Consider the following 14,800-nt stretch of genomic DNA (forward strand, 5'->3'; position numbering starts at 1 on the left):
GGCATCGCGCGGCGGCTCACCGGTAGAGGTGGCTCGTCGTGTCGCGGTTGCCGCGCACACCGGTTCCGACGAGGACCAGTCCGAAGACACCCGCCGCGATGAGGATGAACGCGGGCATGTAGGTGTTGCCCGTCGTGTCGATCAGGAGCGTCGCGAGGTACGGGCCGGCGCCGCCGCCGATCACCGCGCCGACGCTGTGGCCGACGGCGACACCCGTGTGGCGGATGCGGGTCGGGTAGAACTCCGCGACCGACCCGTAGGTGCCGGCCTGGCACAGGGCGTAGGGGATCATGCCGAGAGCGAGCCCGAGGACCGCGAGACCGAACGATCCGGTGTTCATGAGCAGGAACGACGGGAACGTGATCACGACGTACGCGGTGTAGGCGATGAGCAGGGTGCGCTTGGCCCCGACGCGGTTTCCGAAGACGCCCGCGAACGGGATGAGGCATGCAGCGAGCAGTACGGCGACGAGCACGATCGTCGAGGCCTGGCTCGAGCTGAAACCGAGCACCTGCGAGAAGTAGACCGCGACGAACACGGTGCCCACGTAAGTGCCGAGATTCTGCACGGTCGAGATGCCGATGACCTTGAACAGCTGCGGCCGGTACTCGCGCACCAGATCGACGAACGGCCGCTTGGTCGTGGCGTCCTCGCTCTCGAGCGCCGTGAACTCGGGGCTGTCCTCGACCTTGAGTCGCAGATAGAGGCACAGGATGCCGAGCGGCAGCGCCGCCAAGAACGGGAGACGCCATCCCCACTCGACCATCGCCTCGGCGGGGATGAGGGCGGCGACCAGAGCGGCGGCACCGGCGGCGAGGCCCTTGCCGAGGTTCGCGACGCTCGGGATGAACGAGATGTACAGCGGGCGACGGTGGGGCGGGGCCCATTCGCGGATGTACGACGCAGCGCCGCCGATCTCACCGCCGGCGGAGAACCCCTGCAGCATCCGGAACGTGACGAGCAGGATGGGCGCGAGGATGCCGATCTGCGCGTAGCCGGGCAGGAGGCCGGTGAGCGTCGCTGCGGCCCCCATGAGGGTGATGCTCGCGATGAGGCTGATGCGTCGTCCGCGCCGGTCGCCGAGGCGCCCGAAGTACCAGGCTCCCAAGGGGCGCACGAGGAAAGCCGATCCGAAGACCAGCAGCGTGTTCAGCAGCCCGACCGTCGGGTCGTCGCTCGGGAAGAACACGAGCGACAGGGTGGCCGCGACGTAGCCGTACACGCTGAAGTCGTAGTACTCGATGAACGTGCCGAAGATGGCGGCGCCCGTCGCCTTCTTCGCCCCCGTTCGGCGTTCGGCGGTAACAGCGGTCATCGGTGTACTTCCTGTCGTCATTGACTAAATGCGTGAGTGATCACACTTTGCGAACGTCAGCTTCGACGAAGTCGGGGCGGGTGTCAAGTGCTGTGCGGGCCCACTCGTACTGAACGAGAGCCTCGGGGGCGGGGTTGAGCCAGTGCGCCGGTGACCCGTATGGTTCTCTAACTGAGACTTTCTTCTCGATTAGCAAAGGTGCGATTGATGAGCCACGTGCATGTGACCGATCCCGTCGACGAGGGCGTGCTGTCACGACTGCGGCGATCTCACGAGGTGACCCTCGGGTACGGTCCCGAGGCGCGCACCTGGGAGCAGGTGGCCGACACGGTGGAGGCCGCGCTCGTGCGGGCCGAGACCATCACGGGGGAGCGCATCGCGGCCGCCCCGCGGCTGCGGATCGTCGCACGACACGGCGTGGGCACCGACAACGTCGACCTCGAGGCCGCGGCGCGGGCGGGGGTCTGGGTCACCACGACGCCCGGGGCGAACGCGCGTGCCGTCGCGGAGCACGTCTTCGCGCTGCTGCTCACGCTGATGCGCCGTACGCGAGAGGCCTCCGCGCACGTGCGGGACGGCCACTGGAGCGAGGGGAAGACCGCGCTCACCGGTCTCGAACTGCACGGCAAGCGGATGCTGCTGATCGGCGGGGGAGGCATCGCACGGCTGGTGATCCCGATCGCCCATGGCTTCGGGATGCGCGTGCTCGTCGCCGACCCGTACCTCGACGCCGCGGTCGCGGACGAGCTCGGTGTCACCCTGACCGACCTCGACGCCGGGCTCCCACTGGCCGACGTGGTCAGCATCCACGTCCCCTTCACCGACGCCACTCGACATCTCCTCGACGCGCGCCGACTGGCGCTCCTGCCCGAGCGGGCCGTCGTGATCAACACGTCCCGGGGCGGCATCGTCGACGAGGCGGCGCTGATCGAGCGCGTCCGCGCCGGTGACCTCGCCGGTGCGGGGCTGGACGTCATCGAGAGCGAGCGGGTCGATACGAGCGACCCGCTGCGGCACAACACCCATGACCTGTCCATCGCGGGCGTCATCGTGACTCCGCACGTCGCGGGCCAGACGGCGGAATCCCTCACGGCCGTCGGCATGCTCGCCGTCGAGAGCATCGAGGATGTCCTCGCCGGGAGGCGTCCCGCCCGCGCGGTGCAGGAGCCCGCGGGATCGGCGGTCGTCTGATGTTCATCTCCGCCGACGCATCCTCGATCACGGTCGCGCCCGACTGGCATCGGCCCGACCCCAAAGTCATCCACCGCATCGCCCGTCATCCGGTCGCTCTGATCGGCGATGTGACCGGGCGCATCGGAATGATGACCTCCGTCATCCGCCCCCAGAACAACCTGCCGCGCCTCACGGGCGCCGTGCTGCCCGTGCTCACCCGCGACGGCGACAACCTCGCCATCCACCGGGCCCTCGACCTCGCTCAGGCGGGCGACGTGCTCGTCATCGACGCGCACGCCGAGACGCACCGCGCTGTCTTCGGCGACATCCTGGGCGAGATCTGCCTCGCGCGCGGCGTCGCCGGGGTCATCATCGACGGCGCCACGCGCGACGTCGAGGAGCTCGAGAAGCTCGGGCTGCCCGTGTACGCCCGCGCGGTGAACCCCGCCGGCCCGAGCAAGGCCGGTCCGGGTTCGGTCGGGCATCCCGTCGCCGTCGGCAACGTGGTCTGCAGCGCGGGCGACGCCGTCTTCGCCGACGCCGACGGCGTGGCCGTGCTTGCAGCCGCGACCCTCGACGAGGTCGCGGAACGGCTGGTGGCGCAGGACGCCTTCGAGAACGCCCTGCGCGACCGCATCCGCCGCGGCGACCACGCCGGCTGACGCGGCACGCCGGGGGATGGCCCGTGCGCGGATGCAAGGGATCGTCGCCGACACGACGGTGAGGGATGCCGCTTCCCGGGGTGTCGGGTCGGATCCCTCGCATCCCGGGCCCCGCGGCGTCGCGCACGCAGGCGGACGCATCCAGGAACGAGAAAGGCGTGGCCGGTGGGCCACGCCTTTCACGATGGAGGGGCTGACGGGAATCGAACCCGCGCTATCTGCTTGGGAAGCAGAAGTTCTGCCATTGAACTACAGCCCCATGCACCCGAAGGTGCTCCGCCAGCTTACCCCACCGGTCCCGAACCGCCCGGAGCACCCGGAGCAGCCGGTCCGCCGGGAGCCCCCGGGTAGGGCGGCGCCGCCGGGCGGGGCCCCGGTCCGGGGCCGTAGCCGCCGCTTCCGGGCGCGGGGAACGGGCCGCCGCTCTCGCGCATCGCGAGCAGCATCCCGTTCTTCACGGCGGTGCGCATCAGCAGGTAGCTCACCCACAGGATGAGCGCGATCGTGCCGAGGTAGATCACGATGCCGAGCACGACGAAGCCGATGCCGAAGGCGGCCGCGGGGCCGGAGTAGTCGTTGTACATGGCCCGAACCATACCGGCCGGGTCCGCGCGGCACAGCCCCTCGTCAGCGATCGACGGTCGCCTCTACGATCCGGCGGTCGGATGCCGTCACGCGGTGCACCTCGCCGACGATGTCGATCGCGGTCTCGGTCTCGCGCTCGGCGCACGAAGGCCCGACCCAGACTTCGATCGCGCCGGGCTCGACGATGCGCGCGCCGTCGCGGCCGGTGAACGCCAGGCGCGTGGTCGGCACGTCGAACGACACGGTCGCCTCGGCGCCGGTGTCGAGTTCCACCCTCGCGAAGCCGAGCAGCTGTGCGACCGGACGTGTCACGCTCGCGTGCACGTCGCGCGCGTAGAGCTGCACGAGGTCGGTCCCTCTCCGCGGCCCCGTGTTGCGCACGCGCACCGTGGCCGTGAAGGCACCTCCGGCCGAGACCGCGCTCGCGACCGTGAGTCCCTCGTGCTCGAACGTCGTGTAGCTCAGTCCGTGGCCGAACGGCAGGGCGGGGGTGCTGTCGGCACTCGTGATCTCGGTCGGTCCGCCGAGGGTCGGATGCAGGTAGCTGTAGGGCTGCGCACCCGAGGAGCGGGGGAGCGAAACGGGCAGGTGCCCCGAGGGCGACACCGCGCCGATGAGGACGGCGGCGATCGCCGCCCCGCCCTCCTCACCGGGGAAGAAGCTCTGCACGGCCGCCGCCGCGCCGTCGCCGGACAGTGCCCAGTCGATCGCGTACGGCCGGCCGGAGAGCACGACGAGCACGACGGGCGTGCCCGTGGCGATCAGTCGCTCGACGAGCTCGCGCTGCACGCCGGGCAGCTCGAGAGAGTCGACGTCGTTTCCTTCGCCGACGGTGCCGCGCCCGAACAGACCCGCCCGGTCGCCGACGGCGACGATCGCGACATCCGCCGCGCGTGCGGCATCCTCCGCTTCGGCGAAGCCCGACCGGTCGTCGCCCTCGGCCTCGCAGCCGCGCACGACGGCGACATCGGTGTCGGGCAACGCGGCGGCGACGGATGCCGCGAGCGTCGGGATGTCGAACCCCATCGGCACGCCGGGGTGATGTGCGAGCACGTGGTTGGCGAACGAGTAGCAGCCCATCAGGGCCTCGGCGCTGTCGGCGTTCGGGCCGATGACCGCCACGCGCCGGGGAGCCGCGAGCGGCAGCACGCCGTCGTTGGTCAGCAGCACGACGGATTCCTCGGCCAGGCGACGAGCGACGGCGCGATGCCGAGGGGAGTCCAGGTCGACGGCCGTCGGCGGGGTCTCGAAGGTCTCGTCGAGCAGCCCGAGCTCCTCCTTCTGGGTCAGCACGCGGCGCACGGCGCGGTCGACGAGTGTCTCGTCGACGAGTCCCGCACGCACCCGCTCCGCGAGCGGGCCGACATAGGCGTCTCCCGTCGGCAGCTCGACGTCGATGCCGGCCTCGAGGGCGAGCTGCGCCGCTTCGCCGCGATCGTGGGCGACGGCGTGCATCGTGTGGAGGAAGGCGACCGAGAAGTAGTCCGACACGACCGTGCCGTCGAAGCCCCAGGTGTCGCGCAGGATGTCGGTCAGGTATGCGGGTGTCGCCGCCACCGGCATCCCGTCGATCTCCGCGTACGAGTTCATGACCGACCGTACGCCGCCGTCGCGGACGGCCATCTCGAAGGGAGGGAGGAAGACGTCGGCGATCTCGCGCGGACCCGCGTGGACCGGTGCGTGGTTACGACCCGCCTGCGATCCCGAGTAGCCCACGAAGTGCTTCAGCGTCGCGTGCACCCCCGTGCTCTGGAGTCCCCGCACGTAGGCGGTGCCGATGACGCCGACGACGTAGGGGTCCTCGGCGATGCACTCGTCGACGCGGCCCCAGCGCGGGTCGCGGATCACATCGAGCACGGGAGCGAGTCCCTGGTGGATGCCGAGCTCGCGCATCGACTCGCCGATGAGCGCGCCCATCTCCTCGACGAGGTCCGGGTCGAAGGCCGCGCCCCAGGCGAGGGGAGTGGGGAAGGTCGCCGCCTGCCAGGCGGCGAGCCCGGTCAGGCACTCCTCGTGGACGAGCGCGGGGATGCCGAGCCGGGTGTCGCGCACGAGTCGCCGCTGTTCGTCCCACAGCCACGCGGCGCGCTCGATCGGATCGACGGGTCGGGTGCCGTACACGCGGGTGAGCTGCCCCAGGCCGTGCGCGGTGGCGTCGGTGTACGCGGTCGACGAGGCCATCTCGCCGGCCATGGGGGCAACGACCTCATCGCCCTGGTCGACCCAGAACCCGACCAGCTGGGCGAGCTTCTCGTCGAGGGTCATGCGCGCGACCAGGTCGGAGACGCGCGTCGAGACGGAGATATCGGTGAGGGTCACGATTCGTGCTTTCTCTGGAGGGGATCAGCCCTTGACGGCGCCGGTCAGGCCGCCGACGATGCGGCGCTCGAACAGGCTGAAGAACGCCAGGGCGGGGAGCATCGACAGGGAGGTGAAGGCGAGAACCTTCGCGGTGTCGACGGAGTACTGCGACGAGAACGCCTGCACACCGAGCGGCAGCGTGAAGCTCGCCTCGTTGTTGAGGATGAACAGGGGCAGCAGGTAGCTGTTCCAGCTGCCGATGAAGGCCAGGATGCCGACGGTGATGACGCCCGGCACCGACAGCGGCAGCACCATGCGCCAGAAGAACGACAGTCGGCCGCACCCGTCGATGAACGCAGCCTCCTGGATCTCGTCGGGGATGGCGCGCAGGAACGGCACCAGGATGATGATCGTCATGGGCAGCGCGAACGCGATCTGCGGCAGGATGATGCCCGCGAGCGAGTTCATCAGGCCCAGGTCGCGGATGACGATGTAGAGCGGTGTGATCGCGACGGTGATGGGGAACATCAGGCCCGAGGCGAAGACGGCGTAGAGCACGCCCCGTCCGCGGAACCGGTAGCGGGCGATGATGTAGCTGGCCATGAGGCCGAGCAGCACCGCTCCGAGAGTCGTGGCGCCGGCGGCGATGAGCGAGTTCAGCACCTGCTGCCAGAACCGCGACCCGGTCAGCACCGAGACGTAGTTCTCGACGTTCCACGGGTCGGGCCAGCCCGCCGGGTCGACGGTGATCTGGGCGTTGCTGCGGAAGCCGCCGATGATGATGTACAGCACCGGGGCGAGCATGAGCGCGATCACCACGAGGGCGACGAAGTACACGACGGGGCTGCCCCAGGGCAGGCGCTCGCGGCGGCGGCCGCGACGGTCGGTGACCGCCGGGGTGATGATCGCGCGGGTGGCGGGCGAGGTGAGGGCGGTCATCGCTCCTGCTTCCCTTCGGTGACGGCCCCGGCGGTGTCGCGGCGCAGCACGTAGCGCTGGTAGATGATCGCGACGACGAGGGAGATGAGGAAGATGACGACGGCGACGGCATTGCCGAACCCGTAGTTGCCCGCGTTGCGGCCGTTGACGACCATGTAGGTGGCCATCGTCGAGGTGCCGGCGGTCGAGGCGACGTACTGGCCCCAGATGATGTAGACCAGGTCGAACAGCTGCAGGGCGCCGATGATCGACAGGAACGCCCAGATGCGCAGTGTCGGCGCGAGCAGCGGCAGCGTGATGCGCCAGTGCATCTGCCAGTAGCCGGCGCCGTCGAGGGCGGCGGCCTCGTAGAGCTCCTCGGGGATGCCCTGCAGGCCGGCGAGGAAGAGGATGACGGCGAAGCCGACGTACTTCCAGGTGAGGATGGCCATGAGCGACCAGATCGCGATCGACGGATCGGCGATCCAGTCGCGCGTGAGGGCGCCGAGACCGAGCTGTTCCAGCGCCCCGTTGAGGGCCCCCTGGGTCTGCAGCATCAGGCCGAAGCCCGTGCCGACGACGACCTCGGCGATGACGTACGGCACGAAGATGAGGACGCGGATGAGCGACTGGCCGCGCATCCGGCGGTTCAGCAGCAGGGCGAGCAGCACCGCGACGGGGCCCTGCAGCACGAGCGATGCCACGACGATGACCGCGTTGTGACTCAGTGCCTCGACGAAGGTCGGGTCGGTGAGGATCGTGATGTAGTTCTGCAGTCCGACGAAGTCGGTGGGTGCGCCGTATCCCTGCCAGCGGAAGAAGCCGTAGTAGGCGGCCATCACGACGGGGAAGATGACGAACCCGAGGAACATCAGGAGGGCGGGACCGACGAGGACGGCGATCTCGATGCGGCCGGACCAGCCCAGCCCTCGGCGGCGCCGGGGAGGCGGGGGCGTCGTGTCGACGCCCCCGCTCCGGGCCGCGAGATCCGCGCCGGCGGCGTCGTGCGCCACGGCAGTCTCGCTGAGCGACATGATGCGGGTCAGCCCTTCTTCGCCGCGTCCGAGACCGACTGGATCATCTGGTCGGGCGAGCTCTTGCCGGCCAGCAGATCGACGACGGCGACGTTGAGCGCGTTGCCGACGTTCTGTCCGAGCACGGTGTCGAGCCACTGCGAGACGAAAGGTGCCTTGTTGTAGGCGGCGAGCACCTCCTGCAGGTGCTCCTCCTCGACGGCGCCCTGCGCGACCGAGTTCACCGGAGGTGCGTTGAAGGCCTGGTAGTAGGCCTCCTGCTGCTCCGAGGTGGCGAGGAAGTTCAAGAAGTCCGCGCACTCCTTCGGAGCCTTCGCCGAGCACGAGTAGCCGTCGACGCCGCCCATGATCGAGCCGGGCTCGCCCGCTCCGCCCGACAGCTCGGGGAAGGGGAACCAGGCGAGGTCGGGCAGCGGCTGCTCGTCGGGGGTCAGCGATGCGATGACGCCGGGGTTCCAGGCGCCCATGAGCTCCATCCCCGCCTGATGGTTGGCGACGAGCCCGGCGCTGCTGCCGGCGCCCTGCTGGGCGGAGGTCGTCAGGAAGCCTTCGTTGAAGGGCTGCAGCTCGGCGAAGTCGGCGAGGTCCTCGGCGGATTTGAGCCAGCAGTCGTCGCTGAAGTCCTTCGAATCGCCCGTGGCCTCGATCGTCTCCGGGCTGCACTCGCGCAGGGCGAAGTTGTAGAACCAGTGCGCTGCGGGCCAAGCGTCCTTCGCGCCGAGCGCGATCGGAGCGATGCCGGCATCCTTGAGCTGACCGACCACGCCCTCGAGATCGTCGACCGTCGTGGGGGTCTCGGTGATCCCGGCCTGGGTGAACAGGTCCGAGCTGTACCAGAACCCGCTGGGGAGGACGGCGAGCGGCATCGCCCACACCTTGTCCTGGTAGGTCTCGGCCTTGAACGAGCCTTCCGAGATCTCCTCCTTCGCCGTGTCGCCCACGAGGTCGGTGAGGTCCATCAGCTGGCCGGCCTGCACCATCGCGGCCATCTTGCCGCCGCCGCGCTGCAGGAAGATGTCGGGCGGGTCGCCCGCGTTCAGGGCGGTCTGGAGTTTGCCGTCCATGTCCTCGTTCTGGACGGACTGCATCGAGATCGTCACGTTCTCGTTCTCGGCCTCGAACGCCGCGATGGCGTCCTTCCAGAACTGCTGCCCCGGACCGGTCGTGGAGTTCTGCCACAGGGTCATCTCGACGGTGCCGTCGCCGCTGCCCCCGTCGCCGTTGCCGCTGCAGGAGGTGAGCGCGAGCGCTCCCACCGCCAGAACGGCCGCGGTGACGGCGGCCTTGCGGCGTGCCGTGATGGTGCGTGCCATGGGATTCCTTCTCTCTTCGTTGAGTGGACATCTGCCGGTGAGCACACCGCGGCCGGGCCCGTGCAGGGCTGCTCGGACCGCCGAGCGGCGGTGCTCGGGATCGTCGGACATTCGCTGGTGCTGTCGGACACCGAAAGTTTGCGCGGGCAACAAAGCAGTGTCAAACGTTTTCGAAAACGGTTTCGATCGGGGCTAGCATGCGGCTATGACGCGTCATCGACCGACCATCCACGACGTCGCGGAGCGGGCCGGGGTCTCGGTGTCGACCGTCTCGAAAGCGGTCAACGGCCGGTACGGCGTCGCGACGGCCACGGTCGACGCGGTGATGGCGGCGGTGGCCGAGCTCGGCTACGAATCGAGCCTCATCGCGAGCAGCATGCGATCGCGGACCACGGGGGTCATCGGTGTTCTCGTCGCCGACTTCGAGCCGTTCAGCGCCGAGATCCTGAAAGGCGTCGGCGAGGCGTTGCGCGACACCAGCTACGACCTGCTCGCGTACTCGGGCTCGCGCGGCGACGAGGAGGGGTGGGAGCGCCGGTCGCTGTCACGTCTGAGCGGCACGCTGATCGACGGCGCGATCATGGTCACCCCCACCGTGGTCCGGGCGAGCGCCGATGTGCCGCTCGTCGCGATCGACCCGCACACCGGGCCCGCCGACGTGCCGATCGTCGAGAGCGACAGCTACGGGGGAGCACGCGAGGCGACGGCGTACCTGATCGGCCTCGGGCACACCCGCATCGGCTACATCGCCGGGCGCGCCGACCTGCGGTCGTCCATCGCGCGGGATGCCGGCTACCGGCGCGCGCTCGCGGACGCCGGCATCCCGTTCGATCCATCGCATGTCGGCGCGGGGCGCTATCGCGAGGCGACGGTGCGGGAGGTCGCGATCGAGATGCTGTCGGCACCGAGCCGGCCGACGGCGGTGTTCGCGGCGAACGACGTCTCGGCGATCGCCATCCTGCAGGTCGCGGCGGAACTCCGCCTCGAGGTGCCCCGCGATCTGTCGATCGTCGGCTTCGACGACATCCCCGAGGCGACGCGGCTGCCGGTGCCCCTCACGACGGTGCGACAGCCGATGGGCCGGCTGGGAGCCGCCGCCGTGCAGATGCTCCTCGCGCTGATGCGTGGCGAGACTCCGCCGACGACCCACCTGCGGCTGCCGACGAAGCTCGTCGCGCGCCAGACCACGGCCCCGCCGCGGCTGCACGCCGGCGGGTGAGGGGCATCCGGCTGCCATGCGCCCTAGGCTGTGAGCGTGCTGCTGAGTGATCGCGACATCCGTGCCGGAATCGACGAGGGGCGCATCGGCCTCGATCCGTGGGATGCCTCGATGGTGCAGCCCTCGAGCGTCGACGTCCGCCTCGATCGGTACTTCCGGCTGTTCGACAACCACAAGTACCCCTTCATCGACCCGGCGCAGGACCAGCCCGAGCTGACGCGGCTCATCGAGGTCGAGCCCGACCAGCCGTTCATCCTGCATCCGGGCGAGTTCGCGCTGGGCTCGACCTTCGAGCAGGTGCGGCTCGGCGACGACGTCGCGGCCCGGCTCGAGGGCAAGTCCTCGCTCGGACGTCTCGGGCTCATCACGCACTCGACGGCGGGCTTCATCGACCCCGGTTTCGGCGGGCACGTCACGCTCGAGCTCGCGAACGTCGCGACGCTGCCCATCAAGCTCTGGCCGGGCATGAAGATCGGGCAGCTGTGCTTCTTCCGGCTCACCTCGGCCAGCGAGAATCCCTACGGCTCGGGGCCCTACGGCAACCGCTACCAGGGTCAGCGCGGGCCGACGGCGTCGCGGTCGTTCCAGAACTTCCACCGCACCGATGTGGGCGGCAGCGACGCGGGGGCGCGGGGCGCCTGACGCCGGGAACGCGCTCGACCCCGAGGAGAGTTCCCCGGGGTCGAACATGGGTGGATGCGGTGGGTCAGGCGGCGTCGCGACCCGCCTGGAATCCGGCGGTGAAGCCGCGCTCAAAGGCGCGCTCGCCGCGGTGACGCGGGTGCTCGCCGTGCGGGTGCTCGCCGCGGTGTGCGCCGTGCTCGGGACCGAAGCCCGCGCGGAAGCCGCCGAACCCGCCGAAGCGATGGCCGAAGCCGCGGCCGGGGCCGAAGCCGTGGCGTCCGCGGGGTCCACACGCGCGCGGCGCATTCTCGTCCCAGCCGAGCGCTCGTGCGATCTTCTCGAGTGAGGCGACCGTCGTGGCGAAGTCCGCGTCCGAGACCGCGCCGCTCGCGCGGCCCCGCACCTCGCTGACGAGACCGTGGATGCGGTCGCGCTCGCGGCGCCCGTCTTCGGTGGCGACCCAGCGGCCGTCGGCCTCGGTCGCCCATCCGCGGGCGGCGAGGGCTCGGACGCGCTTGCCACCGCGCTGCACCCGCTCGTCGAGGCCGGGCATGCTGCGCTCGCCCGTCAGGACGTTGAGCACGCCCCAGTCGCGGCGGTCGAGGCCCTCGTCGGCCAGCACGCGAGCGAGCTCGGCGCCGAAGGCGGAATGGGCCGCGCGCATCCAGAAGCGCAGCGAGCGGTCGGGGGTGGTGTTCTGCGATGTCGTGTCGTGGGTGTTCATGGTGTTCCTCTCGTGGGCCGGGCGTTCCGGCTACGAATGTATGTTGTTTAGCATGTACATGCACTATGACATGGGATAGTGGTGCATGTCAAGTCGCATGTATTCTCGGAGCATGCCTGCTGCCGACGATGCCCAGATCGACGCGATCGCCGAGGCCCTGTCACGTCTTCGCGGCTTGCGCCGCGTCGGTCCCGGTCCCGACGGGCAGATCCACCGAGGCCCGCACGACGGACCGCCGCATCGCCACGCGGGTGGCCATGGACCGTTCGGCGCCCACGACGGCCGTGGCCCGTTCGGGTCCTCCGCCGTCCCCGGCGACGGGCGCGGACGGATGGCGGGACTGGCGCGCCTGCGCATGCTCGAGGCGCTCGTCGCGGCATCCGATCCGCTGAGCGTCAGCGAGATCGGCGAGGCTATCGGCGTCGATCAGCCGCGCGCGTCGCGTCTCGTGCAACAGGCCGTCGAGCTCGAGCTCGTCCGCCGCGAGGCCGACCCCGACGACGCCCGACGCACCCGCATCGCATTGACCGATGCCGGCCGCCGTTTCGCCCAGGGAGTGCGCGGCGAACGTCGCGCGGCGCTCGGAGGCGCCCTCGCCGACTTCTCCGATGGCGAGCGCGCCGAGCTCGCTCGGCTGCTCGCCAAGCTCGCCGACGCCTGGCCGCCCCGCTGAGCGATACCCGCTCCGCCGCCCGGGTGCAAGCCGCGACCATCGCTTGGCGTTGCGGGGGTACCCTGTCACCCTGGTTCGGTGAGCACCGAGAATCAGCCCTCCCCCGCAGAACGCATCGCCGCGGTGTCGACCCCGGGCACGATCGCCCGCTGGGTGTTCTGGCCCGCGGCGGTCGTCATCGTCGGCTTCAGCGCCTTCGCGATCATCTTCCCGACGACCGCCGAGACGTTCTTCGGCGCGATCCAGACATCGATCGTCGACTCGTTCAACTGGTACTACGTCCTGATCGCGGCGTTCTTCGTCGGCTTCGCCCTCTTCGTCGGCTTCAGCCGCTTCGGCGACATCAAGCTCGGTCGTGACGACGACGAGCCCGAGTTCTCGACGGCATCCTGGTTCTCGCTGCTGTTCGCGGCGGGCATGGGCATCGGACTGGTCTTCTACGGGGTCAGCGAGCCGCTCAGCCACTTCGTCGACCCCCGGCCGGGCGTCACGGGCACCGAGCAGCAGCTCGCCCAGGGGGCGCTGACGCAGACCTACCTGCACTGGGGCGTCCACGCCTGGGCGATGTACGTCGTCGTCGGGCTCGCCCTCGCCTACGCGATCCACCGCCGTCGCCGCCCGATCTCGATCCGCTGGGCACTCGAGCCCCTGCTCGGCAATCGTGTGCGCGGCGCCACGGGCAACGTCATCGACGCCGTCGCGCTCGTCGGCACGCTGTTCGGCGTCGCGACGTCGCTGGGACTCGGCGTGATGCAGATGGGCGCCGGGCTGGAATTCATCGGCCTGCCCGAGATGAACGACCTCACCCTCATCGGCCTGATCGCGATCATCTCGGTGTTCGTGCTGTTCTCGGTGCTCTCGGGTGTCGCGAAGGGCATGAAGTGGCTGTCGAACTTCAACCTCATCGTGGCCGGCCTGCTGCTGCTCTTCCTGCTCTTCGTCGGACCCACCCAGTTCCTGCTGCGCGAGTGGGTGCAGTCGATCGGTGCCTACATCCAGGACTTCGTCGGCCTGTCGTTCACCGTCAGCGCCCTGCAGGGCGTGGCCGGTGAGGAGTGGCAGGCGCAGTGGACCTCGTTCTACTGGGGCTGGTGGATCTCGTGGGCGCCCTTCGTGGGCATCTTCATCGCTCGTGTGAGCAAGGGGCGCACGGTCCGCCAGTTCGTCGCCGGCGTGCTGCTGGTGCCGACGCTGATCGGCATCCTGTGGTTCGCCGTGCTCGGCGGCTCGGCTCTGTACCGCGAGCTCGAACGACCGGGCTCGATGCTCGCCGCGGACGGCACGGTCGACCTGCAGGGCGCGCTGTTCCAGCTCCTCCAAGGGCTTCCGGCCGGTGGCGTGCTGACCATCGGCGCGATCGTGCTCATCGCGGTCTTCTTCATCACCTCCGCCGACTCGGGAGCCCTCGTCATGGGCATGATCGCGACCGGCGGCAACCCCGAGCCGCCGCGGTGGGTGCGCACCTTCTTCGTCGTCATCACCGCGACCCTGGCGAGCGCACTGCTCGTGGCAGGCGGTCTGCAGGCGCTGCAGACGGCAGCGATCCTCATCGCGCTGCCGTTCTCGATCGTCATGCTGCTGATGTGCTGGTCGACGGTGCTGGCGTTCCAGCGCGAACGCCGTGCCTACGCGCGAGCGGAGCGGGCGCAGTTCATCGAGGGCATCGGCGACCACTACGGGCTCGAGGTCGAGGAGCCCAACGAGCGCGGGGTGCGCTTCCCGTGGATCGGGGGCAGGCGCGGCTGACCTCCCTGAGACGCGTCGAAGGCGCCGGACCGCCCGTCCGGCGCCTTCGTCGTACGCTGGGCGGATGCCTCCGCTATCGTTCGCCCGCCTCGCCGATGTTCCCGCCGAAACGCTCTACCGCATCCTCTGGCTGCGTGTGAGCGTCTTCGTGGTCGAGCAGGCTGCGGCGTATCCCGAGCTCGACGGCCGTGACATCGAGCCCGACACCGAGCTGTTCTGGGTCGAGGAGGACGGCCGGGTGCTCGCCACGCTGCGCCTGCTTCGCGACGCGGACGGCGCCGCCCGCATCGGACGCGTCGCGACCGCTGCCGATGCACGCGGAAGGGGTCTGTCCGCCCTCCTCATGCGTGCGGCGGTCCAACGCGCGGGTGAGCGCTGGCCCGGAGTCGCGATCGATCTGGATGCGCAGAAGCATCTCGCGGAATGGTACGCCCGCTTCGGTTTCGAGATCAGCGGGCCGGAGTTCTCGGAGGACGACATCCCGCACGTCCCGATGCGTCGCGCCGCCTGAGG

General features: G+C 70.0%; 14 protein-coding genes and 1 tRNA gene. 7 read left to right on the forward strand and 8 right to left on the reverse strand.

Annotation, left to right across the window (positions count from 1 at the left end):
* Positions 1 to 16: 16 nt before the first annotated feature.
* Positions 17 to 1,315, reverse strand: coding sequence for an MFS transporter (locus BLT21_RS10990; RefSeq protein WP_218125790.1), 1,299 nt, complete (start codon positions 1,313 to 1,315; stop codon positions 17 to 19).
* A 207-nt stretch (positions 1,316 to 1,522) separates the two neighbouring features.
* Here BLT21_RS10990 and BLT21_RS10995 point away from each other — a divergent pair, with 207 nt between their 5' ends.
* The gene (locus tag BLT21_RS10995; protein ID WP_091501904.1) at positions 1,523 to 2,506 is read left to right on the forward strand and encodes an NAD(P)-dependent oxidoreductase; all 984 of its coding nucleotides are present in this window, start codon (positions 1,523 to 1,525) and stop codon (positions 2,504 to 2,506) included.
* The gene (locus tag BLT21_RS11000) at positions 2,506 to 3,150 is read left to right on the forward strand and encodes an RraA family protein (protein ID WP_091501906.1); all 645 of its coding nucleotides are present in this window, start codon (positions 2,506 to 2,508) and stop codon (positions 3,148 to 3,150) included. Before BLT21_RS10995 ends, BLT21_RS11000 begins: the two co-directional genes overlap by 1 nt.
* A gap of 185 nt (positions 3,151 to 3,335) precedes the next feature.
* Here BLT21_RS11000 and BLT21_RS11005 read toward each other — a convergent pair.
* The 6 genes from BLT21_RS11005 to BLT21_RS11030 form a co-directional block, all read right to left on the reverse strand.
* Positions 3,336 to 3,409, reverse strand: a tRNA-Gly gene (locus BLT21_RS11005).
* Between the two features lie 25 nt (positions 3,410 to 3,434).
* Positions 3,435 to 3,734 (reverse strand): hypothetical protein, encoded by a 300-nt coding sequence (locus tag BLT21_RS11010; protein WP_143024974.1) that lies wholly within the window; start codon positions 3,732 to 3,734, stop codon positions 3,435 to 3,437.
* A 43-nt stretch (positions 3,735 to 3,777) separates the two neighbouring features.
* Positions 3,778 to 6,000, reverse strand: a complete 2,223-nt coding sequence (locus BLT21_RS11015) for a beta-xylosidase/alpha-l-arabinosidase (protein ID WP_091502272.1) — start codon at positions 5,998 to 6,000, stop codon at positions 3,778 to 3,780.
* A 78-nt stretch (positions 6,001 to 6,078) separates the two neighbouring features.
* Positions 6,079 to 6,975, reverse strand: coding sequence for a carbohydrate ABC transporter permease (locus BLT21_RS11020; RefSeq protein WP_091501909.1), 897 nt, complete (start codon positions 6,973 to 6,975; stop codon positions 6,079 to 6,081).
* Complete coding sequence (locus tag BLT21_RS11025) at positions 6,972 to 7,988, reverse strand: carbohydrate ABC transporter permease (protein WP_091501911.1); 1,017 nt, start codon at positions 7,986 to 7,988, stop codon at positions 6,972 to 6,974. The genes BLT21_RS11020 and BLT21_RS11025 overlap by 4 nt, the downstream gene beginning before the upstream one ends.
* 8 nt (positions 7,989 to 7,996) lie before the next feature.
* Positions 7,997 to 9,301 carry an ABC transporter substrate-binding protein gene (locus BLT21_RS11030; RefSeq protein WP_091501913.1) on the reverse strand — a complete coding sequence of 435 codons (1,305 nt, stop codon included), beginning with the start codon at positions 9,299 to 9,301 and terminating at the stop codon, positions 7,997 to 7,999.
* A gap of 205 nt (positions 9,302 to 9,506) precedes the next feature.
* Here BLT21_RS11030 and BLT21_RS11035 point away from each other — a divergent pair, with 205 nt between their 5' ends.
* Both BLT21_RS11035 and dcd read left to right on the forward strand, forming a co-directional pair.
* Positions 9,507 to 10,520, forward strand: coding sequence for a LacI family DNA-binding transcriptional regulator (locus tag BLT21_RS11035; RefSeq protein WP_091501915.1), 1,014 nt, complete (start codon positions 9,507 to 9,509; stop codon positions 10,518 to 10,520).
* 36 nt (positions 10,521 to 10,556) lie between these two features.
* A complete protein-coding gene (gene dcd / locus BLT21_RS11040; RefSeq protein ID WP_091502274.1) occupies positions 10,557 to 11,162 on the forward strand; it encodes a dCTP deaminase in 606 nt (201 codons plus the stop codon).
* A 64-nt stretch (positions 11,163 to 11,226) separates the two neighbouring features.
* Here the strand turns inward: dcd and BLT21_RS15680 are convergent, their stop codons facing one another.
* Complete coding sequence (locus BLT21_RS15680; protein WP_091501917.1) at positions 11,227 to 11,868, reverse strand: MarR family winged helix-turn-helix transcriptional regulator; 642 nt, start codon at positions 11,866 to 11,868, stop codon at positions 11,227 to 11,229.
* Between the two features lie 112 nt (positions 11,869 to 11,980).
* Between BLT21_RS15680 and BLT21_RS15865 the strand changes: the two genes are divergently transcribed.
* The 3 genes from BLT21_RS15865 to BLT21_RS11060 all read left to right on the forward strand — a co-directional run bounded on the left by BLT21_RS15865 (position 11,981) and on the right by BLT21_RS11060 (position 14,798).
* Positions 11,981 to 12,541, forward strand: a complete 561-nt coding sequence (locus BLT21_RS15865; RefSeq protein ID WP_256336036.1) for a MarR family winged helix-turn-helix transcriptional regulator — start codon at positions 11,981 to 11,983, stop codon at positions 12,539 to 12,541.
* A gap of 78 nt (positions 12,542 to 12,619) precedes the next feature.
* Positions 12,620 to 14,287: a BCCT family transporter gene (locus BLT21_RS11055; RefSeq protein ID WP_091501919.1), complete on the forward strand. Its 1,668-nt coding sequence runs from the start codon at positions 12,620 to 12,622 to the stop codon at positions 14,285 to 14,287.
* Between the two features lie 64 nt (positions 14,288 to 14,351).
* Positions 14,352 to 14,798 (forward strand): GNAT family N-acetyltransferase, encoded by a 447-nt coding sequence (locus tag BLT21_RS11060; protein ID WP_091501921.1) that lies wholly within the window; start codon positions 14,352 to 14,354, stop codon positions 14,796 to 14,798.
* The last annotated feature ends 2 nt before the right edge of the window (positions 14,799 to 14,800 follow it).

It is taken from the genome of Microbacterium sp. cf332, from assembly GCF_900102175.1.
GTDB lineage: Bacteria > Actinomycetota > Actinomycetes > Actinomycetales > Microbacteriaceae > Microbacterium.

Coding starts and splice junctions, on each gene's coding strand:
- BLT21_RS11025 (WP_091501911.1), bottom strand. CDS start 7,988: ATGTCGCTCAGCGAGACTGCCGTGGCGCACGACGCCGCCGGCGCGGAT.
- BLT21_RS15680 (WP_091501917.1), bottom strand. CDS start 11,868: ATGAACACCCACGACACGACATCGCAGAACACCACCCCCGACCGCTCG.
- BLT21_RS15865 (WP_256336036.1), top strand. CDS start 11,981: ATGCCTGCTGCCGACGATGCCCAGATCGACGCGATCGCCGAGGCCCTG.
- BLT21_RS11000 (WP_091501906.1), top strand. CDS start 2,506: ATGTTCATCTCCGCCGACGCATCCTCGATCACGGTCGCGCCCGACTGG.
- BLT21_RS11060 (WP_091501921.1), top strand. CDS start 14,352: ATGCCTCCGCTATCGTTCGCCCGCCTCGCCGATGTTCCCGCCGAAACG.
- BLT21_RS11020 (WP_091501909.1), bottom strand. CDS start 6,975: ATGACCGCCCTCACCTCGCCCGCCACCCGCGCGATCATCACCCCGGCG.
- BLT21_RS10995 (WP_091501904.1), top strand. CDS start 1,523: ATGAGCCACGTGCATGTGACCGATCCCGTCGACGAGGGCGTGCTGTCA.
- BLT21_RS11010 (WP_143024974.1), bottom strand. CDS start 3,734: ATGTACAACGACTACTCCGGCCCCGCGGCCGCCTTCGGCATCGGCTTC.
- BLT21_RS11015 (WP_091502272.1), bottom strand. CDS start 6,000: ATGACCCTCGACGAGAAGCTCGCCCAGCTGGTCGGGTTCTGGGTCGAC.
- BLT21_RS10990 (WP_218125790.1), bottom strand. CDS start 1,315: ATGACCGCTGTTACCGCCGAACGCCGAACGGGGGCGAAGAAGGCGACG.
- BLT21_RS11035 (WP_091501915.1), top strand. CDS start 9,507: ATGACGCGTCATCGACCGACCATCCACGACGTCGCGGAGCGGGCCGGG.
- BLT21_RS11030 (WP_091501913.1), bottom strand. CDS start 9,301: ATGGCACGCACCATCACGGCACGCCGCAAGGCCGCCGTCACCGCGGCC.